Below are 19,577 nucleotides of genomic sequence, written 5' to 3'. Positions count from 1 at the left end.
GATCACGACCCTCCGGGTTCGCGGCCGAGGGTCTGCAGCCGGGTCAGCGAGCCGTAGCGGGACACGAGGGCGTCGAACTCCTGGTCGTCGTGGAAGTCGAGCTGTCCGCCGCCGAAGGCCTTGGCGGTCTCGACGGCGAACCGGGCGGCGGCCGCGATGTCGGTCTCGTGGCTGGCGCCCGTCTGGCAGCCGGGCACCGCCGCCGCGGAGGTGATCGCGAGGCCGACGACGGGAGCCGCCGTCGCCGTGGCCGGCTGCAGGATCGAATTGATGTGGTGTACACCGTTACCGTACGGGGTGATGTCCTGCGTGGTCACGGGGTACGTGACCAAGGGCTCACCGGTCACGACGGCCAGCAGTTCGCCGAGCCGCTCGCTCACCTTGAGCACCCAGCCCTCCTTGACGGTGGGCGACAGGGCGAGGCCCTTGTGGTTGATGATCCGGTTGCCCTTGGTGGTGTCGATGGAGAGCACGGCCTCCATCTCGCCGGTGACCTCGTGCCGGTTCATGGTCGCGATGTCGACGGGCGAGTCCATGAAGGGCACCGGGTCGTGCGGCGCGGTCGGGGCGTTCGGACAGATGTGGGTGGCCACGACCACGTCGCCGTCGAGCACGTCGCCCCGGCGCCGCATGTCGAGCAGCTTGGCGGCGGTGGCGAGCGCCGCGACGGCGCCGTCCGCGTCGGAGACCAGGCCGACCGCCTCCGGGCGCGCCCCGACGCCGCCGAGCCGCCCCACCACGCCGAGCGTCCGCGCCGTACCGCCACGGGTACGGCCCGCCCGGCCCGGTATCCGCACGAGCACGAAGTCCGTCGAGCCGCGCTCGCCGGTGACGGTGGTGACCTCGGCGCCGGAGCCGCCGGGACCCGCCACGGAGTCGAGGTGGGCGGCGACGCGCTTGCCGTCGACGTCGGGATCGTCGAGCAGATCCACGAGGTCCAGGACGTACTTCAACATGGGCAGTTCTCCTGATCCGCACCGGGGCGGTGCTGACAGCAGGTTCGGGATCGACTAGCGTTGTCCGCAACTGTTTCCCGTTATCTGCAATACGGGTCTGCATGGTGAGATGCGAGGAGAGGAGCCGCCATGGCCGGGCGCCCCGTGCAGCCCGCCGACCGCAGGACGCCCGCAGGGGCGCTGCAGACCGTCGACCGGGCCCTGCTGGTGCTGCTGGCGTTCGAACGCACCCGGCCGGACTGGGGCGTCACCGAGATCGCCGCCGAGTTCGGCTGGGACACCTCGGTCGCCCAGCGCCTGCTGTCCACCCTCGCGGGCCGCGGCTTCCTGGTCTCCGACCCGGCGACCCGGCGCTACCGCATCGGCCCGGCCGCCCTGCGCCTCGGGCGTCTGTGGGAGCGGTCGGGCTCGTTGGAGCTGCTCGCGGAGCCGGTCCTCCAGGAGCTGCGGGCGGCGACCGGTGACACGGTCCTCTTCTGCCTGCCCGACAGCTTCCACATGCGCTGCGTCGCCGCCGTCGAGGGCGAGGAGGGGCCGCTGCGCTACTACCCGCTGGTCGGCGAGCTGTACCCGGCGCACGCGGGCGCCACCAGCAAGTCGTTCTACGCCTTCCTGCCCGACGAGCAGCGCCACCGGCTCTTCCGCGGCCGCCCCATGGCCCGCTTCACCGAGCGCACGGTCACCGACCCCGACCAGCTGGAGCGCGAGTTCCGCCAGGTCCGCGCCCGGGGTTACGCCTGGACGGTCGGCGAGTACGACGCCGGCATCGGCACGGTCGCCATGCCGGTGTTCCTCGGCTCGGAGCCCTACGGCAGCCTCAGCCTCGGCGCAGCCAAGGAGCGCTTCCCGCAGGGGCCCGAGGACCGGCTGGAGGTGCTGACCCGCGCCGCCCGGCTGCTGGAGCAGCGCCTGACGCACCCGCCCCAGCACCACCGGCGCCCGCGCCCGCCCCGTACCGCGACCACCGGCTGACCCCGGCCCCGCCGCCCCAGCAAACTGCCCGTTCCACGCCCCACCGATCCACCCTTCTGCGAGGACCGACCCCGTGAATCTCCTGCTCCTGTCCAACTCCACCCAGCACGGCCGCGGCTACCTGGAACACGCCCTCGACACCGTGACCGGCTTCCTGCCCGCCGGGGCGCGGCTGGCGTTCGTCCCGTACGCGCTCGCCGACCACGACGGCTACACCGCCCGGGTGCGCGACGCGCTCACCGGCGCGGGGATCGGGGTGCGGGGCGTGCACGAGGGCGGCGACCCGCTCGCCCGGCTCGGGGAGGCGGACGCCGTGTTCGTGGGCGGCGGCAACTCCTTCCGGCTGCTCTCCGCGCTGTACCGCACGGGGCTGCGGGAGGCGCTGACCGAGGCCGTGCGCGGCGGGCTGCCGTACATGGGGGCGAGCGCCGGGACCAACATGGCGGCGCCCTCGCTGCGGACCACCAACGACATGCCGATCGTCGAGCCGCCGTCCTTCGAGGCGCTCGGGCTGGTCCCCTTCCAGATCAACCCGCACTACCTCGATGCGGACCCCGCCTCGACGCACAAGGGCGAGACCCGCGAGGAGCGGCTGAGGGAGTTCCTGGAGGAGAACGACGTGCCGGTACTGGGCCTGCGCGAGGGCTCCTGGCTGCGGGTCGAGGGCGGGCGGGCCGTGCTCGGCGGCGAGCGCGACGCCCGGCTGTTCCGGCGGGGCACGGACCCGCAGGAGCTGCTGGTGGGCTCGGACCTGTCCGGGCTCCTGCGGACCCGGGCCGAGTTCGACGCCCGCGCCTGAGCACGACGACGCCGGAGACCCGTGCGGGTCTCCGGCGTCGCGTTCCCGGCCGGGTCAGCGCTTGATCTCCTTGATCTTCAGCATGCGCGTGATGACCTTGTCCAGTTCCTCGTCGTCGAAGACCTTCTTCCAGTCCTCCCGCACGATGGACTCACGGCCGTAGTCCATGGCGATCAGGCAGGCGTCGGAGAACGGGTTGGAGCCCTTGAGCGTGTTGGCGAGGGCGACCTGGGTGTGGCCGAGCAGCATGGCGCGGGCGGCCTTCTCGGGGACGCCGACGGTGTGGACGGTCTCGTGCAGGGCCTCGGTCAGCAGGGCGCCGACCATGCAGGCGATGGTCTCGACCAGGGTCGGCTCCAGCACGGCGAGCTGCTTGACGGTGACCCAGTGGACGTCGACGACCGGGGCGTACATGACGCGGATGACGGAGTCCGCCAGTTCCTGCTTGGCGGCGTCCCCGCCCTCGTAGGCGGCGACGACCTCCTGCGGGGCGGCGATGCCGCCGAAGGTGTCCTGCCACTCCTCCTTGGTGGTGCGCTCCAGGAACACCGAGGGGTGGCAGGGGTGGGCGCAGGCGTAGTGGACGTCCTCGCGGGCGAAGAGCAGACCGGCGTAGGCGGCGGCCGGGTCGAGGGTGAGGACGACGGTGCCCGGCTTCATGAGCGGCACCAGTTCCTCGGAGACCTTGCCGAGGACCACGTCGGGCACGGCGAGGATGACGACGTCGGCCTCGGCGGCGGCGTCCTCGGACTCGGTCAGCTCGCGGCCCAGGCCGCGGATCAGCTCCTGCCCCTTGGGCGACGCCTCGCTGAAGAGCACCCGGAAGTCGCTCTCGACCAGGTTGTTGGAGACACGCTGGCCCATCTTGCCGGCGGCCCCGATGACGGCGACGGTCTTCACGTCGGCCCGGGTCTGGATCTCGGTGGCCATTACTCGCTCCTCAGGAGGGTGTTGATGCTGTGTTGCGTCCACTGGTGTTCGAGCCGGGCGGTGGCGTCGTAGCCCTCGTCCTGCCACGGGAGCCAGTGCTCCACGATCTGGTTGACGCCGCGTTCTTCGGGCCCCACCGCGGCGATCATGGCGTCGTAGTCCAGGAGGCCCTCGCCGAGCGGGCAGCCGGCGTAGGTGAAGCCGACCCAGCCGTCGCGGCGGGTGAAGGCGAAGTCCTTGACGTGGATGTTGACCACGTGGGGCGCGGTGGCGGCCACGACGTCGGCGGGGCGTTCCAGCCGGGCGACGCTGTTGCCCGGATCCAGGACGATGCCGAGGTGCGGGTCGTCGACGGCGCGCACGACGTCCACGAGGTCGTCGGTGGCGACCTGTTCGTAGGTCTCCAGGCCGAGGGTGACGCCGGCGGCCGCGTAGCGGGGCACGGCCTCCTTCAGGAGGGCCACCGCCTCGGCGGTGCCGGGCCGGTGGTCGGCCGTGTTGAGCATGGAGCGGACCAGGGTCACGCCCAGCTCGCCCGCCGTGTCGAGGTACTTCAGCAGGTGCCCGGGGCGGATGCCCCGGGTGCCCAGTTCCAGGGTCAGGCCGAGGTCGCCGGCGGTGGCCCGGAGGTCGGCGAGTTCCGCGCGGTCACAGGACTCGACGGGCGCGTAGTCGCAGATCTGGAAGACCTCGCCGCCCAGTTCCGCCGTGTCGCGGAGCATGTCCGGCAGGGACATCGGCTCGGGTGCCCGGGACGAGATGCGCCAGAAGTACGCGTAGGTGCTGATGCCGTACGCCATCACGCCACCGCCGCCGGGGTCGTGGCCGGGGAGCGGATCTCGTCGAGGATCGCCTCGACGTTCGCCGGGTCGTGGGCGAAGCGGCCGAGGAAGAGGCCCTCGACGGTTCCGGCCAGGCGGGTCAGCAGGCCGGGGCCGGCGCTGCCGCCGTAGATGACGGTGGAACCGGCGTGCTGGGGCCGGGAGCCGAGCCAGCCGCGCAGGGCGGTGCAGACGGCGGCGATGTGGTCGGCGGAGGCGGGCTCGGGGGCGCCGATGGCCCACTGCGGCTCGTAGGCGAGGACGACGGTGCCCTCCAGACCGGCGAGCAGGCGCTCCGCCTCGGCGACCGTGCGGGCGGCGGCGTCGGCCGGGTCGGCCTCGTCGCGTTCGCCGACGCACAGGACGGGCGTGAGGCCGTTGCGCAGGGCGGCGGCGGTCTTGGCGGCGACCACGGTGTCGCCCTCGCCGTACAGGCGGCGGCGCTCGGCGTGGCCGACCTCGGCGTAGCGGCAGCCGATCTCCTTGAGGAGGGGCCCGCCGACCTCGCCGGTGTAGGGGCCGCTGTCCTCGGTGGCGATGTCCTGGGCGCCGAGGGCGACGCCGTAGGGGGCGAGGATGCCGGTGGCGGGGACCAGGGCCGGGAAGGCGGGGAGGACGAAGAGGCGCGCGGCGCCGGAGGCCGTGGCGGGGTGGCGCTCGGCCAGGGCGGCGATCCTGCGGGACCAGTTGAGCGTCTGGTGGTGGCCGAAGTACATCTTCAGGCTCACCCCCAGCAGCACGGGTGACGGTGCGGGGGCGGGCATCAGGCGGCCGCCCCGCCGTCGGCCGCGCTGCCGTTCGCCGCACCGGCGTCGTCGGCGGTCTCGTAGTCGCTCATCAGCTGGACCTTGGCGGCCGACGCCGAGCTCTCGTCGAAGCGGTAGGTGAGCCACTCGGCGGCCAGGCGGCGGGCGAGTTCGAGGCCGACGACGCGCTGGCCGAAGGTGAGGACCTGCGCGTTGTTGGAGAGGATCGCCCGCTCGACGGAGAAGGAGTCGTGGGCGGTCACGGCCCTGATGCCCTTGACCTTGTTGGCGGCGATGGCGACGCCGAGGCCGGTGCCGCACACCAGCAGGGCGCGGTCGGCCTCGCCGCGCGCGACCATCTCGGCGGCGGCGATGGCCACCTTGGGGTAGGCGGTGTGGCCGTCGGCGTCGACGCCGACGTCGGTGACCTCGGCGACCAGGGCGCTGTCGAGCAGGTCCTGCTTGAGGGCTTCCTTGTACTGGTGGCCTGCGTCGTCGGAGCCGACGACGATGCGGAGCTTGTCGGTCATGGCGGCTTTCCTCAGTGGTTGAGCAGTACGCCGTGGACGGCGCGGGTGATCAGGGCGAGCGAGTGGGCGCCCGCGTCGGGGGTGCCGAGGGACTTCTCGGCGTGCGGGCGGGCCCGGCCCCGGCGGGGCAGCAGGCCGGCGGTGCCGGCGGCGGCCTCGGTGGCGGCGGTGGCGGCGCGGTCCCAGGCGTCGGACAGCGGCAGGCCCTCGGCCGTGGCGGCGGCCAGCGTGTCGGCGAAGGGCACGAGGACGTCGACCATGGTCTTGTCGCCGACCTCGGCCCCGCCCAGCCGGCGCACGGCGGCGGAGGCCTCCGTGACCCCGTCGGCGACCCGTGGGGCGTCCGGGGCCTCCTGGTCGCCGAGCGCCGTGCCGAGCGAGCGCAGGATCGTGCCCCACAGGGCGCCGGAGGTGCCGCCCGCCTTGTCGGCCCAGGCGTCGGCGGCCCGGGCGAGGACCGTACCGGCGCCCGCGCCGAGCCCGTGGGCGTCGGTGGCGGCCCGCTGGGCGGCGGTGGAGCCGCGCCGCATGCCGATGCCGTGGTCCCCGTCGCCGGCCACCGCGTCGATGCGGCCGAGTTCGTCGGCGTGGGTGTCGACGACACGGGCCACCGCGTCCAGCGCGGCGAGGACGGTGCCGGCGGCCTCGCGGGAGGCGTCGGAGGCGGGGGGTAGGGCGGCCGTGTCGGGTACGGCGGTGTCCTGGGCCCGCGTGGTCACGGGCGCCTGCTCCGGCTCCGGGGTGCCGAGGGCGCCCTTGCGGTAGGCGGGGGTGTCGGCGGGGGCCCGCCACAGCTCCTCCAGGCGGTCGTCCAGCCAGGTCAGGGTCAGCGAGACGCCGGCCATGTCGAAGCTGGTGACCAGTTCGCCGACCTCGGGGTCGACGATCTCCACGCCGGCCTCGCCGAGGAGCGCCGCGACCTTGCGGTAGACGACGAACAGTTCCTCGTACTTGACCGAGCCGAGGCCGTTGAGGATCACGGCGGCGCGCTGTCCCCCGGGACCCGCGACGTCCTCGGGGAGTTCCCCGAGGAGGGTCTCGACCAGCAGCCGGGCGGCCTCGTCGGCGGTGGGCAGCGCCTCCTCGCCGATGCCGGGCTCGCCGTGGATGCCGAGGCCCACGGCCATGCGGGCCTCGGGGACGGTGAACAGGGGGTGGTCGGCGCCGGGCAGGGTGCAGCCGGAGAAGGCGATGCCGAAGGAGCGGGTGCGGGCGCCGGCCCGTTCGGCGACGCCCAGCACCTCGTCCAGGGGCAGTCCCTGCTCGGCCGCGACGGCGGCCGCCTTGAAGACGGGCAGGTCGCCGGCTATGCCACGCCGCTTCGCGGAATCGTCGGGGCCCGCGCTGGAGATGTCGTCGGCGACGGCGAAGGTCCGGGTGTCGATGCCGTCGGCGGCCAGCCGCTCGGCGGCCTGTCCGAAGTGCAGGACGTCACCGGCGTAGTTGCCGTACATCAGCAGCACTCCGGCGCCGCCGTGCGCGGCCTCGGCCACCGAGTGGATCTGCCGGGCGGAGGGCGAGGCGAAGACGTTGCCGACGGCCGCGCCGTGGGCGAGCCCCCGGCCGACCAGGCCGGAGAAGGCGGGGTAGTGGCCGGAGCCGCCGCCGATGACCACGGCGACCTGGCCGGCCGGGGTGGCCGCGGCCCGGACGACTCCGCCGGTGACCGGCCGCACCCAGCGCCGGTGCGCGGCGGCGAAGCCCTCCAGCGCCTCGTCGGCGAAGGCGGCGGGGTCGTTGAACAGGCGGGTCATCCTATGGCCTCCTTGGCCTGGTGCTCGGCGGCGGCCGGTTCGTCGGTGCTGTGGCGCACGGCGAGCAGGATCATCAGGGCCGCGGAGAGCAGCATGAAGAAGCCGACGAGGTAGAGCGGTACGTAGTAGGCGCCGGTCCAGTCCTTGAGCCAGCCGGTGATGTAGCTGGACGCGAACCCGGCGATGTTGCCCGCGGTGTTGATCAGGGCGATGCCGGCCGCGGCGGCGGCTCCGGTCAGGAAGCGGGAGGGCACCGACCAGAAGACCGGCAGGGCGGCGAAGATGGCGCAGGCGGTCACGGTGATGACGGCGACCGTGGCGGTCGGGGAGCCCATGTAGAGGGCGAGCGGGATGGACACTCCGCCGACGACGGCCGGGCCGGCCACGTGCCAGGTGCGGGTGCCGTGGCGGGTGGCGTGCCGGGACCAGAAGAAGAGGACGACGGCGGCGGGCAGGTACGGGATGGCGGTGATCCAGGCCTTGTCCATGACGCTGAACGTGGTGTCGTACTGGTCCTGGAAGCCGTTGATGATCGTCGGCAGGAAGAAGGCGAGGGCGTACAGGCCGTAGACGAAGCCGAAGTAGACGGCGGCGAGGATCCACACGCGTCCGCTGGTGAAGGCCTTCTTGAGGTCGCCCTTGGCGTGCTTGCTCTCGTGGCCGGTCTTCTGGGCGTTCTCGGCGGCGAGTTCGGTGGTCAGCCAGTCGCGCTCGGCGGGGGTGAGCCACTTGGCGTCGGCGGGCTTGTCGATCAGGTAGAACCAGGCGACGACGCCCAGGATGATCGCGGGCAGCGACACGAACAGGAACATCACGCGCCAGCCCTCGAGACCGAACAGCCCGTGCCGGCCGATCAGCCAGCCCGCGAGCGGGGCGCCGAAGACCGTGGTCAGCGGCTGGGCCAGGTAGAACAGGCCGAGGATCTTGGTGCGGTGACGCGAGGGCACCCACTGGCTGAGGAAGAGGATCGCGCCGGGGAAGAAACCCGCCTCGGCGACGCCGAGCAGGAAACGGAGCGTGTAGAGCTGGCCGCTGCTGCTGACCCACGTGAAGAGCAGGGAGACGATGCCCCAGGTCACCATGATCCGGGCCAGCCAGCGGCGGGCTCCGAAGCGGTGCAGGGCCATGTTGCTGGGGACCTCGAGCACGATGTAGCCGAGGAAGAAGATCCCGGACGCGAAGCCGAACTGGGCGGCGGTCAGGGCGAGGTCCTGTCCCATGCCGTTCGGTTCGGCGAACGAGACGGCCGTGCGGTCCAGGTAGTTCACGAAGAACATCAGCGCCACGAACGGCACGAGACGGACTGAGACCTTCTTGATGGCAGTTCTCTCGACTGCCGTGGATGGCGCTTGGGCACCCATGGGCGACTCCTCGGCTCGCCCGGACAACTCCGTCCGGGTTGGGTCACTCCGGGTGGTCCGCCACGAGGGCGGCCGACCGGTTCGGATTCACGCTAAGCCTCCGGAACCAAATTGGTCACCAATTTACCAGTGTGGCGAGGGTCATAGATCTTCCCATGACCCAACTCTTGACAAACCACACCCGAAAACGCGATGAACTGCCTGGTCAGCCGTGCACGCGCGGCATCTGGTTGACTGGTGACCGTGACCAGTCAGCCTGATCAGCACAGCTCCGCCGCCGCGCCCGACCTCGCGCAGCTGCTGCGCCCCGTGGTGCGCGAGTCGTCCGTCAGCGAGGTCGCCAAGCGCCTCCTCGACCACCTCTCGGCCGGCGACATCCGGCCCGGTACCCGGCTGCCCGCCGAGCGGCAGCTCGCCGAGGCCCTCGGCGTCGCCCGGTCCAGCGTGCGCGGCGCGCTCTCGGCCCTGGACGTCCTCGGGATCATCGAGATCCGTCCCGGTTCCGGCTCCTACGTGCGCGAGGGCACCTCGGAGTTCCTGCCCCGGGCGATCAACTGGGGGCTGATGCTGGGCCAGCGCCGCACCCAGGACCTGGTCGAGGTCCGCACGTACATGGAGGGCGTCTCGGCCCGGCTGGCGGCCGAGCGCGCGAGCGACGAGGACGTGGCGCGGCTGGAGGAGCACCTGCGGCACATGCGCGACGCCGGCGGGGACGTCACGGCGTTCATCGACGCCGACATCGCCTTCCACCTGGAGACGGCCCGCATCGCCCGCAACACCGTGCTCAGCGACATCCTGCACAGCATCCGCGCGCTGCTCCAGGTCTGGATGGAGCGCGTCAGCGACATCGAGGGCACGGTCAGCGGCACGCTGTGCGAGCACGACGCGGTGCTCCAGGCGATCCGCGACCGCGACCCGGAGGCGGCGGACCGGGCGATGGCCGAGCACATGCGGATGGCCAGCGCACGGCTGCGCGCCTCGGTGGACGGCTCCGCAGACGGCTCGGCGGACGGCTCAGCGGACGGCTCGGTGGACGGCGAGGCCTGACGAGGCGTCAGCCCGTCGGGCGGTCTGTCGGAGATGTCGCGCCGTCAATAGCCTGGGGGAACAAGGCCGTTGTCGAGCGAGGAGCCTCATGTCCACCGCGCAGCAGGTCCCCGACATCCTCTCCCCCGAGTTCGCCGCGAACCCTTACCCGGTCTACCGGACGATGCGGGACAGCGCGCCCCTCATCCGGCACGAGGCCACCCAGAGCTGGATCGTCTCGCGCTACGAGGACGTGGAACGCGTCTTCAAGGACCGGGAGGGGCAGTTCACGACGGAGAACTACGACTGGCAGCTCGAACCCGTGCACGGCCGGACGATCCTCCAGCTCAGCGGCCGGGAGCACGCGGTCCGGCGCGCGCTGGTCGCCCCGGCCTTCCGCGGGGCCGACCTCCAGGAGCGGTTCCTGCCGGTGATCGAGCGCAACTCCCGTGAGCTGATCCACGCGTTCCGCCGCACGGGCCGCGCCGACCTGGTCGCCGACTACGCCACCCGGTTCCCCGTCAACGTCATCGCGGACATGCTGGGCCTGGACAAGGCCGACCACGACCGGTTCCACGGCTGGTACACGTCGGTCATCGCGTTCCTGGGCAACCTGTCGGGGGACCAGGAGGTGGCCGCCGCCGGTGCGCGCACCCGGGTGGAGTTCGCCGAGTACATGATCCCGATCATCCGGGAGCGCCGTGAGAAGCCGGGCGACGACCTGTTGTCCACGCTGTGCGCCGCCGAGGTGGACGGGGTGCGGATGAGCGACGAGGACATCAAGGCGTTCTGCAGTCTGCTGCTCGCGGCGGGGGGCGAGACCACCGACAAGGCGATCGCCGGGATCTTCGCCAACCTGCTGGCCCATCCGGAGCAGTTGGCGGCCGTGCGCGAGGACCGCGGGCTGATCCCGCGCGCCTTCGCCGAGACGCTCCGCTACACCCCGCCGGTCCACATGATCATGCGTCAGACGGCGACGGAGGTCACGCTCAGCGGCGGCACGATACCCGCCGGTGCCACCGTCACCTGCCTGATAGGCGCGGCCAACCGGGACGAGAGCCGCTACCGCGACCCGGACCGCTTCGACATCATGCGCGACGACCTGACCACCACGACGGCCTTCTCGGCCGCCGCCGACCATCTCGCCTTCGCGCTCGGCCGGCACTTCTGCGTCGGGGCGCTGCTGGCGAAGGCGGAGGTGGAGACCGGGGTCGGACAGCTCCTGGACGCCCTGCCCGACCTGCGGACGGAGGACGGGTTCGAGGTGGTGGAGCAGGGTGTGTTCACCCGGGGACCGCAGTCGCTGCCGGTGCGGTTCACCCCCGCGGCCTGACGGGCCGTACGCCTCAGGCGACGACGGGGGTGAAGACGGCGGGCAGCGTCGTCAGGCCGCGCATCCAGATGGACGGGCGCCAGGTCAACTCCCCCGGTTCTACGGCGAGTACGAGGTCGGGAAGGCGTTCGAGCAGCGTTTCGACCGCGGTGCGGGCGATGACGTCGGCGAGCAGGGGCGCCGGGTAGGGGCACCGGTGTTCGCCGTTGCTGAAGGACAGGTGCGCGGAGTTCTCGGCGCCGACGTGTGCCTCGGGCCAGAGCTGCGGGTCGGTGTTGGCTGCGGCGAGGCCGAGGACGAGGCAGTCTCCGGCCCGGATCTGGCGGCCGCCCAGCTGGGTGTCGTTGACGGCCCAGCGGCCGATGAAGTTCTGCGTGGGGGTGTCCAGCCACAGCACCTCGTTGAGGGCCTCCCCCACGCTGAGGCGGCCGCCGGAGACGTTGAGCGCGAAGCGTTCGTCGGTGAGCAGCAGCCGCAGGGTGTTGCCGATCCAGTTGGCGGTGGGCTGCTGGGCGGCGGCGATGACGGAGATCAGGTCCTGGACGATCTCCTCGTCGGTCAGTCCGGCCGGGTGGGTCAGCATCCGGGAGGTGACGTCGGGGCCGGGGCGTTCCCGCTTGTGGCGCACCAGCCGGTGGATGCGCTCGCCCACGCGGGTGTACGCGGCGACCGGGTCGTCTCCCTCGGCCGCGTCGAGGGAGACGCGCAGGTCCTCGACGAGCTGCTGGGTCTCGCCGCCGCCGTGCGGCATCCCGCACATCCGCACGGCGGCGATCATCGGCAGCGGGTGCGCGTAGCCGCTCATCAGCTCGGCCCGGCCGCTGCCCGCGAAGGAGGCGATGAGCCGGCCGGCGAGGTGCCGGCAGTCCCGGGCCAGCTCGAACTGGTCGATGCCGGCCAGTGCCTGGGTGATGACCCCGGCCCGCCGCCGGTGTTCCTCGCCCTCGGCGAACAGGACGGACGGCTGGTGGCCCACGTAGGGCAGCAGGGGCCAGTCGGGCGGGATGCTGCCCCACTGGTTCCAGCGGCGCGAGTCCCGGGCGAACAGCTCGTCGTGGCTGGTCACGTAGCTGACCTCGGGGTAGCCGAGGACCAGCCAGGCGGGGATGCCGCCGTCGAGGAGCACGGGGGCGACGGGGCCGTGCGCGCCGCGCAGTCCGCGGTACAGCTCCGACGGCGTCTGCTGGTACTCCAGTCCGGCCAGCGGCACGGCGTCGGGGTGCGCGGGGCAGCCCGGTGCGGGGACGGGGTGGGGCGAGGGGTCGAGGTCGGTCACGATGCGCTCTCCTGGGCCAGGGCCAGTTGGTAGAGGTGGTCCACGAGGGTGACCAGCACGGTCTTGCCCGACGTCCGCACCCGCGCGTCGCAGTCGATCAGCGGCACGTGGTCGGGCAGCGCGAGGGCCTGCCGGATCTCGTCCAGGGAGTGCCGGGCGGTGTCGTCGTCGAAGCGGTTCACGGCCACCACGAACGGGGTGCGGTGATGCTCCAGCCGGTCTATCGCGTACCAGGAGTCGTCCATCCGGCGGGTGTCCACCAGGACGACCGCGCCGAGGGTGCCGGAGAACAGCCGGTCCCACAGGAACCAGAAGCGCTCCTGGCCGGGGGCGCCGAACAGGTACAGCACCATGCGGTCGTTGAGGCTGATGCGGCCGAAGTCGAAGGCCACCGTGGTGGTGGTCTTCGCGGTGACCGAGCCCGTCTCGTCGACGCCGACCCCGGCCTGGGTCATGACCTCTTCGGTGTTGAGCGGCCGGATCTCGCTCACCGAGCGGACGAGGGTGGTCTTGCCGACTCCGAAGCCTCCCACGACGACGATCTTCAGCCCGGTCTCCGCGGCGTCGGTCAGGGGCTTGCGGCCGGAGGGCGCGGTGGCGTCCGGGGGCGCGGCGGCCGGCGGGTCAGAGGTTGCGGAGCCCATGGAGCACCTCCTGGAGAAGGGCGGTATCGGGGTGCGACGCGGCGGTCTGCCCCAGGCGCGGATGGCGGGCGGTGATGGTCCCGGTGGCGAGCAGGTCGCCGAGCAGGATGCGGACCACCGTGATCGGCAGGGCCAGCTCGGCGGCGAGTTCCACCACGGCCGTGGGGTGCCGGCACAGGTCGAGGATGCGGACGTGTTCCGACTGCATGCCGGCCGTCGGCCCGCACTCGGCGACCACCAGGGTGACGAGGTCGAAGGAGTCGTCGGCCCGGCTGCGCCCGCCCGTGACCGTGTAGAGCCGGTCGGGTGCGCCGGTGTCCACGGGCCTGCGGGTCACGACGAGCTGCTCCCGGGGACGGCGTGGCGGGGCTCGGCCCTCAGGTGGTCGCCGATCTGCTCGACCATCTCGGTCATCTGGTGGCCGACCACGCCGGGGTCGGCGTCCTCCACCGCGACGACGGCCAGGTGGGCGCCCTGGCCCGCCTCCACGATGAACAGCAGGCCGCCGTGGAACTCGGTCATGGAGTGCCGGACGCCGCCGGTGCCGTTGCCGAATTCGACGGAGGCGCCCTGGGCGAGGGCCTGGATGCCCGAACAGATCGCGGCGAGCTGGTCGGCGCGGTCGAGGGTGAGGTGCTCGGTCCAGCAGAGCTTGAGACCGTCGCGGGACAGGACGAGGGCGTGGCGGGTACCGGGGGTGCGGTCCAGGAGGTTCTGCAGGAGCCAGGTGAGGCTGTTGTCGGTGGTCTGCATGGTGGGTGCGGGGACGGTGGTTCCTGGTGCTGCGGTCACCGGCCCGTTCCTCCAATCTCAGGAGCGGCACGAGCGAGGGGGGCGAGAGGCGGGGTGGGGGTACCGGGCTGCGCCGTACCGTGCCGGGCGGTGTGCCGGTAGGGCGTCGGTCCGGCACCTAGGGGGCGGGCGGTTCGGACTCCGGTGCCCCGCCCGCCGCTGCGGACCGCCGTCCGCGGTGGAAGGCGCCGAAGCTGGCCCCGGCGTCGCGGGGGGCGGACGCCGCCGGTTCGGCGGGCCGCCGGTGGTCGTCCCGCCGTTCGCGCTCCGCGTCGGCCTCGGCCATGGTGCGCCCCGGGGAGCGCACGGGCAGGCCGCCCGACGTGGCCGCCGCGGGGCCGGGCCGCGCCGTCTGTGCGGGCAGCCGGGCCGGCTCCGCCGGCCGGACGTCCGGGACGCGCCGCGCGAAGGCCGGGACCTCCGCGGCGGGGGCGGGACCGGGGACGGCGGAGGTGCCGGCACCTCCGAAGGTGCGGCCGGCCAGGGCGGGCGCCGGCTCCCGTTGCTGGGCGAGCAGCTGGGGCGGCACCAGGACGACGACGCCCGTGCCGCCGCGCGAGGAGGGCCGGTAGCTGACCCCGACGCCGTACTTGGCTGCCAGTCGTCCCACCACGGCGAGGCCGAGGCGGGTGCCCTGCAGCGAGGCCAGGTCGTTCATCCGCCCCGACACGGCCTGTTCGGCGTGGCGCATGGCCGCGTCGGCCATCTTCAGCCCGCTGTCCTCGATGGTGACGACGATTCCGGCGGTACGTTCCTCCACGTAGACGTGGACCTCGTCGATGGGCGGCGAGAAGTTGGCGGCGTTGTCCATGAGTTCGGCCAGCAGGTGCATGACGCCCTCGGCCGCGTAGCCGGAGATCGCGGCGTTGGTGGAGCAGTGCATGCGGACCCGCTGGTAGGCGGCGATCCGGCCGACGGCGCCGCGCAGGATGCTCTCCATCACGATGGGCCTGTTCCAGGCCCGGCTGGAGCGCCCGCCCATCAGGAGGGCCAGCCGGTCGGTGATGAGGCCGAGCTGCGAGGTGCTGTGGTCCAGGCGCAGCAGGTCGCCGAGGACCTCCTCGCCGTGCCGGTCCTGCATCTCCCTCAGGTCGGCGAGCATGCTGACGGCCTTGGCCTGGACGCGGCTGAGGGACTTGGCGGAGGCGGCCTGCGCGGCGGCGGTGCGCCGTTCGCTGTGGGCCAGTTCCCGCACGAACAGCTCGGCGCAGGCGCGCGCCGCGCTCCCCCGGGGCCAGTCCAGTTCGGACAGGACGATCTCCGCCGAGGTGCCGTCCCGCAGCTTCTCCACCGCCGCGGGCAGGGTGCTGTCCGTGAGGTGTTCCAGCTCGGCGGTGCCCGCGCGGGCCTCCCGCACGGCCTGCTGCCGCCGGGACTCGGCGTCCGCGGCGTGCCGTACGGCGTCCTCCACCAGAACGGCGAAGCTCTGGGCGACCTGTCGCAGGTGGGGGCCGGAGGAGGGAGCGGTGTTGGCGACGGCCTCGTCCGCGCCGGTGCCGTCGCGGACTTGCTGCGCGATGCCGGGCAGGGCGACGTTGACCAGGTGCACGAGCCCGGCGTTCTCCTGGGCGAGCTGGGCCTTGAGGGCGCTGATCTCGGCCCGCCGGACCGCCGCCGTCCGGCGGGCCCGGCCGACCAGGTAGGAGCCGAGGCACACGGACACGGCGACGCACAGCCAGGACGTGACGGCGAGGGTCGCGGTCCAGCTCCGGGCGGTCTCGGGGGCGGCCGCCCAGGCGGCGCCGGCGGCCGCGGCGGCGGCCGGCAGCACGAGCAGCGGGACGGCCGGGGTGGAGCGGCCGGGTTTCTGCGTCCGGGGCGGGGTGGGGGGTGCAGACACTGACATTCCGCGGTCCCTCGGGTCCTTGAGAGCGGGGAGAAGGCCGGTCGACCTGGAGCGGCCGCGGGCCGGAGCCGTACCACCGGGTGAATGGTGATCACTCCGGCGGGCGTGCGGTTCATGCTAGTCAGCGCGTCGGCCACGCAGGCCGGACCGACCGCAGACCCCACCGAGGAGCGAACTCTCCCGACATCTCGCCCATCGAACGCAGCGATGTGGTACTGGCGTTCCTGTCGGGGTGGACGGTTCCGGGCTGACAGCCCGACAGCTCCGTCTGGACGAGTGTGGGATGCGGTGCGGCCCGACTCCGGTTCGGATGGGTGCCATGCGCAGACCCATAGCCGTGGCGCAACGCCACTCACGCCTGATCGCCTCGGGCGTCATCCTCGCCGCCCAGTCACTCCTCCTGACCCTCTCCGCGGTCCCGGCCACGGCCTCGGCCGACGACACGCGGACCCCCGCCCGCGGCACCGCCCACATGGGCACGGGCGTCCTGGCCCACGAAGGGGTCCAGGGCCGTCCCGTCGGCACCCGCGTCGCCCAGACCGAGGGGGTGGACGTCTCCAGCCACCAGGGCAACGTCGCGTGGCCGACCCTGTGGAAGAGCGGCGTGAAGTGGGCCTATGTGAAGGCCACCGAGGGGACCTCCTACCGGAACCCGTACTTCGCCCAGCAGTACGGCGGTTCGTACGACGCCGGCATGGTCCGCGGCGCGTACCACTTCGCGACCCCGGACACCGCCGGCGGCGCCGCCCAGGCCGACTACTTCGTCGACCACGGCGGGGCCTGGTCCAAGGACGGCAAGACGCTGCCGGGCGTCCTGGACATCGAGTACAACCCGTACGGGGCCACCTGCTACGGCCGGACGCACAGTCAGATGGTGAGCTGGATCCGGGCCTTCCTGGACCGGTACAAGGCGCGCACCGGCCGCCATGCCGTCATCTACACGTCCACCAACTGGTGGACGCAGTGCACCGGGAACTACAGCGGTTTCGGCGCGAGCAACCCGCTGTGGGTCGCCCGCTACGCCTCGACCGTCGGGGCGCTCCCGGCCGGCTGGGGCTTCCACACCATGTGGCAGTACACCTCGTCCGGGCCGACCGTCGGGGACCACGACAAGTTCAACGGTTCGCTGGACCGCGTCAAGGCCCTGGCCAACGGCTGACGCGCACCGGAGGGGCGCCGGCCGCGGGCTCAGCGGCCGGCGAGGGTGTCCATGAGACCGGCGACCTGCTCGCGGACCACGTCCCGGGCCGCGGCGGGCAGGGCGCCGACGTCCGTTCCCGCCAGGGTGTCCAGTGCCCCGTCGGCACCCGTGTCGCACGGGGCCGTCCCGCTGAGCACGTCGTAGCCGTCGCGCACGGCGACGCGCAGCAGGTTCCGGCCCGGGCCGTCGGCGTGCACGGCGGTGGCGACCACCAGGGGCGGCGGGCCGCCGGCTTCGGCGGGGAGCTTGCGGTAGCCGCTGGCCAGCGGGGTGCGCCAGCGCAGCCCCAGCAGCAGGTGACGCTTCGCCATCACCTCGGCCAGGTCGGTCTCGTAGGGACGGTCGGGGCCCAGCACCGTGGCGCGGGCGTCCAGCACGAGGGCCGCGGGCAGCAGGCAGCGCAGGCTGCTGCCGACCAGGTTGCCGCCGACGGTGGCCGTCCGGCGTACCGCTCCGGTGCCCACGGAGGCCGCCGCCCGGCGCAGCACCTCCGGCACCCGGTCGTCCACCCGCTGCAGCACCACGGCCGCGCCCAGCGCCTCGGGGGCGACGACGGTCGCCTCCGGCAGCGAGCGCAGGGACATGGCCAGTTCGGGGAAGCCGTCGCGCTGCCAGGTGGCCCACACGAGCGTGGCCCCGCCGATGGGCACCGCCCCCTGCGCCATGCACTCCTGTGCTTCGGACACGGATGTGGGCTGACGCAGCAGCATGGCGATCGACCTGCTTCCCGGGAGTCGGCGGCCGGACGCACCGCGTCCACCGCCGGGTGATCACGGTCACTGGGATTGTCCGTACCGCGCAGGGGGCGCGTACAGGGCTCACTTGTTTCTCCCGTGCGCCTTCCACGCGCCGTCCTCCGCGGTGCCGCGCCGCGGGTCACGTCTCCGGGCCCTGTCTCGCGGGCCGCGTCCTACGGGTCGAGCAGCGCGTCGGCCACTTCGGCACGCAGCCGGCCGGCGTCCTTGCGGACCAGTGCGGGGACGTGGGTGTTCCACGCCGCCGCGGCACGGTCCAGGGCCGCGGCGGCCTCCCGCCGGGCGTGCCGCCCCAGCACCGCCGCGGCGAGGGGCAGGAGCGGGCGGGCGAAGGAGCGGCCCCTCACTCGTGCCTTCACGGTCACCCGCCAGTGTCCGTCCGGGGCGGGGCGCGGTACGACGGTGACGGTGACGCGGGCGAGCGCGTGGGTCAGGGTCCCGCGCAGGGGCGCGCGGGACGGGCGACGGCCGGTTCCGCTCGCCTGCCACCAGCCCGCGAGGTCGAGGTCGACGCGTCCGGTGCCGCCCAGGTACTTCGCCCGCTTGCGGCCGCTCGTGCTCAGCGTCGCCGACAGCGACGCCTCGCGCGGCCGTTCGGCGCTCGTGAGCCCGAGGGCGCAGTCGATCCGGACGGGGTGGCCCCGGTCGTCCTCGACGGTGACGATCTCCAGCGCGGTCTTCCGGCGGCGGTCCCAGGCGAGCACGGTCACGCACTGGTCCGCCTCCGGTTCCCCGTCCTCGGCGGGCACGGACCGGTACCGCGCGCCCGGCCGCAGATGCCGCCCCTCCTCCAGCACCAGGCCGGGCAGCGGGCGGCCGTCGGGCAGCAGCAACCGCCCTGCCTCGGCCTCCGTGTCCTGCGCGAGGTCGTGCAGCATGGCGACGCACGACTCCAGCCAGCGGCGCGGCACGGGGGCGAGGGTGACGGTGTGCTCGAAACGGGCCATGCGGCGAGGATGGCGTCCCGTCGCGTGCCGCGTCAGGGGTACGGCCGGGCAGTGAGGGGGCCGCGTTGGCTGCCGGGTTCCGGACGCCGCCCCGCCGGAGACGCGGTCGGCGTCAGGCCGTCTGCGGGCGCCGCGCGACGAACACGAACTCCCTGCCCGGGCGGTCGGGGGCCTCCCGCACCTCCCGCACCACGTACCCCTGGTCGGCCAGGTCGGCCGCCACCTCGTCCCGCTCGCGGAAGCGCAGCGTGGAGTCGGAGGTCAGCACCTCGCCGTCCGCGCCGAAGACGTAGGTCCACCGGAAGGTGACGAGCGGTCCGCTCACGTCCAGGAGGTGGCACCAGCTCTCGACGGTGCCGGTGCCGGGGTACTCCGCCACCTTGTGCGTGTGGGCGCGGGTCCACTCCTCCCAGGCCCGCCGGGCCGGGTCCCGGGTCTCGAACACCAGGTGCCCGCCGGGCCGCAGGGCCTCGTACGCGCCGCGCAGCGTTCCCCGCCAGGCGGACCGGCCGGTGATCTCCTGGGCGACGTTCGCCGTCATGGTCGCGAGGTCGACGCGCAGGGCGGGGAGCGAGGTGGCGTCGCCCAGGATCCAGCGCACCCGGCCGGCCCCCGCCTTCCCCCGGGCCACGTCGAGGCAGGCTCCGGCCGGGTCCACACCGACGGTCTCCAGGCCCCGGCCCGCCAGCAGCAGGGCGAACACCCCGGTCCCGCAGCCGATGTCCAGCGCGCTGCGGGCGCCGAACTCGCCGGCCATGTCCAGGTAGGGGCCGAGGTCGCCGCGGTCGGTGTCGAACACGTCGTAGAGCGCGGCGAGCCGCGGATGCCGGAAGCACTCGTCAGCCATACGGCCGACGATAGCGCCGGGCCCGCCGGGGAACAGGGGGA

At 73.4% G+C, this 19,577-nt stretch carries 20 protein-coding genes; 5 read left to right on the top strand and 15 right to left on the bottom strand.

All coding sequences use genetic code 11. The features are described from left to right. Nucleotides 1-2: 2 nt before the first annotated feature. Nucleotides 3-956, bottom strand: coding sequence for a DUF1177 domain-containing protein (locus tag Sdi02f_RS05245; RefSeq protein WP_030401345.1), 954 nt, complete (start codon nt 954-956; stop codon nt 3-5). Nucleotides 957-1,085: 129 nt separating this feature from the next. On the opposite strand from Sdi02f_RS05245, the gene Sdi02f_RS05240 reads away from it, so the two are divergent. Both Sdi02f_RS05240 and pepE read left to right on the top strand, forming a co-directional pair. Beyond that, nucleotides 1,086-1,928, top strand: coding sequence for an IclR family transcriptional regulator (locus tag Sdi02f_RS05240; protein ID WP_031087775.1), 843 nt, complete (start codon nt 1,086-1,088; stop codon nt 1,926-1,928). Between the two features lie 73 nt (nt 1,929-2,001). Continuing rightward, nucleotides 2,002-2,727 (top strand): dipeptidase PepE, encoded by a 726-nt coding sequence (gene pepE, locus Sdi02f_RS05235; protein ID WP_108932758.1) that lies wholly within the window; start codon nt 2,002-2,004, stop codon nt 2,725-2,727. 54 nt (nt 2,728-2,781) lie between these two features. Here the strand turns inward: pepE and Sdi02f_RS05230 are convergent, their stop codons facing one another. From Sdi02f_RS05230 to Sdi02f_RS05205, 6 genes are read right to left on the bottom strand one after another with little or no spacing between them, the layout of a single operon-like run. Continuing rightward, complete coding sequence (locus Sdi02f_RS05230; protein WP_030401348.1) at nt 2,782-3,657, bottom strand: phosphogluconate dehydrogenase C-terminal domain-containing protein; 876 nt, start codon at nt 3,655-3,657, stop codon at nt 2,782-2,784. Next, entirely contained in the window at nt 3,657-4,457 is an 801-nt protein-coding gene (locus Sdi02f_RS05225; RefSeq protein ID WP_108932757.1) for a sugar phosphate isomerase/epimerase family protein, read from the bottom strand. Before Sdi02f_RS05225 ends, Sdi02f_RS05230 begins: the two co-directional genes overlap by 1 nt. Beyond that, the gene (locus Sdi02f_RS05220) at nt 4,457-5,242 is read right to left on the bottom strand and encodes a triose-phosphate isomerase (protein WP_030401350.1); all 786 of its coding nucleotides are present in this window, start codon (nt 5,240-5,242) and stop codon (nt 4,457-4,459) included. The genes Sdi02f_RS05225 and Sdi02f_RS05220 overlap by 1 nt, the downstream gene beginning before the upstream one ends. Then, nucleotides 5,242-5,754: a ribose-5-phosphate isomerase gene (locus tag Sdi02f_RS05215; RefSeq protein WP_030401351.1), complete on the bottom strand. Its 513-nt coding sequence runs from the start codon at nt 5,752-5,754 to the stop codon at nt 5,242-5,244. The genes Sdi02f_RS05220 and Sdi02f_RS05215 overlap by 1 nt, the downstream gene beginning before the upstream one ends. An 11-nt stretch (nt 5,755-5,765) precedes the next feature. Further along, nucleotides 5,766-7,508, bottom strand: coding sequence for a dihydroxyacetone kinase family protein (locus Sdi02f_RS05210; RefSeq protein WP_108932756.1), 1,743 nt, complete (start codon nt 7,506-7,508; stop codon nt 5,766-5,768). Beyond that, nucleotides 7,505-8,869 (bottom strand): MFS transporter, encoded by a 1,365-nt coding sequence (locus Sdi02f_RS05205; protein WP_030401353.1) that lies wholly within the window; start codon nt 8,867-8,869, stop codon nt 7,505-7,507. The genes Sdi02f_RS05210 and Sdi02f_RS05205 overlap by 4 nt, the downstream gene beginning before the upstream one ends. 237 nt (nt 8,870-9,106) lie before the next feature. Here Sdi02f_RS05205 and Sdi02f_RS05200 point away from each other — a divergent pair, with 237 nt between their 5' ends. Together Sdi02f_RS05200 and Sdi02f_RS05195 are read left to right on the top strand one after the other, a co-directional pair. Then, entirely contained in the window at nt 9,107-9,916 is an 810-nt protein-coding gene (locus tag Sdi02f_RS05200) for a FadR/GntR family transcriptional regulator (RefSeq protein WP_030401354.1), read from the top strand. An 88-nt stretch (nt 9,917-10,004) separates the two neighbouring features. Next, complete coding sequence (locus Sdi02f_RS05195) at nt 10,005-11,228, top strand: cytochrome P450 (RefSeq protein WP_108932755.1); 1,224 nt, start codon at nt 10,005-10,007, stop codon at nt 11,226-11,228. A gap of 13 nt (nt 11,229-11,241) precedes the next feature. Here the strand turns inward: Sdi02f_RS05195 and Sdi02f_RS05190 are convergent, their stop codons facing one another. The 5 genes from Sdi02f_RS05190 to Sdi02f_RS05170 all read right to left on the bottom strand — a co-directional run bounded on the left by Sdi02f_RS05190 (nt 11,242) and on the right by Sdi02f_RS05170 (nt 15,786). Then, nucleotides 11,242-12,504 carry a cytochrome P450 gene (locus tag Sdi02f_RS05190; RefSeq protein WP_030401356.1) on the bottom strand — a complete coding sequence of 421 codons (1,263 nt, stop codon included), beginning with the start codon at nt 12,502-12,504 and terminating at the stop codon, nt 11,242-11,244. Next, nucleotides 12,501-13,148, bottom strand: a complete 648-nt coding sequence (locus Sdi02f_RS05185) for a GTP-binding protein (protein WP_030401357.1) — start codon at nt 13,146-13,148, stop codon at nt 12,501-12,503. The genes Sdi02f_RS05190 and Sdi02f_RS05185 overlap by 4 nt, the downstream gene beginning before the upstream one ends. After that, nucleotides 13,129-13,485: a DUF742 domain-containing protein gene (locus tag Sdi02f_RS05180; protein WP_030401358.1), complete on the bottom strand. Its 357-nt coding sequence runs from the start codon at nt 13,483-13,485 to the stop codon at nt 13,129-13,131. Before Sdi02f_RS05180 ends, Sdi02f_RS05185 begins: the two co-directional genes overlap by 20 nt. Continuing rightward, entirely contained in the window at nt 13,482-13,901 is a 420-nt protein-coding gene (locus Sdi02f_RS05175; RefSeq protein ID WP_030401359.1) for a roadblock/LC7 domain-containing protein, read from the bottom strand. Before Sdi02f_RS05175 ends, Sdi02f_RS05180 begins: the two co-directional genes overlap by 4 nt. 157 nt (nt 13,902-14,058) lie before the next feature. Continuing rightward, entirely contained in the window at nt 14,059-15,786 is a 1,728-nt protein-coding gene (locus tag Sdi02f_RS05170; protein WP_108932754.1) for a sensor histidine kinase, read from the bottom strand. Nucleotides 15,787-16,105: 319 nt separating this feature from the next. Here Sdi02f_RS05170 and Sdi02f_RS05165 point away from each other — a divergent pair, with 319 nt between their 5' ends. After that, nucleotides 16,106-16,945, top strand: coding sequence for a lysozyme (locus Sdi02f_RS05165; protein WP_030401361.1), 840 nt, complete (start codon nt 16,106-16,108; stop codon nt 16,943-16,945). A 29-nt stretch (nt 16,946-16,974) separates the two neighbouring features. On the opposite strand, the gene Sdi02f_RS05160 is transcribed toward Sdi02f_RS05165, so the two are convergent. The 3 genes from Sdi02f_RS05160 to Sdi02f_RS05150 form a co-directional block, all read right to left on the bottom strand. Beyond that, entirely contained in the window at nt 16,975-17,697 is a 723-nt protein-coding gene (locus Sdi02f_RS05160) for an FAD binding domain-containing protein (RefSeq protein ID WP_108932753.1), read from the bottom strand. A gap of 200 nt (nt 17,698-17,897) precedes the next feature. After that, nucleotides 17,898-18,689, bottom strand: coding sequence for a hypothetical protein (locus Sdi02f_RS05155; protein ID WP_234319809.1), 792 nt, complete (start codon nt 18,687-18,689; stop codon nt 17,898-17,900). A gap of 112 nt (nt 18,690-18,801) precedes the next feature. Next, a complete protein-coding gene (locus tag Sdi02f_RS05150) occupies nt 18,802-19,536 on the bottom strand; it encodes a class I SAM-dependent methyltransferase (RefSeq protein WP_053664325.1) in 735 nt (244 codons plus the stop codon). Nucleotides 19,537-19,577: the final 41 nt, after the last annotated feature.

Origin of the sequence: Streptomyces ardesiacus (genome assembly GCF_003112575.1) — a bacterium.
GTDB lineage: Bacteria > Actinomycetota > Actinomycetes > Streptomycetales > Streptomycetaceae > Streptomyces > Streptomyces ardesiacus.
Note: the sequence above shows the minus strand (reverse complement) of the source record. Positions and strands in the feature narration are given on the sequence as shown.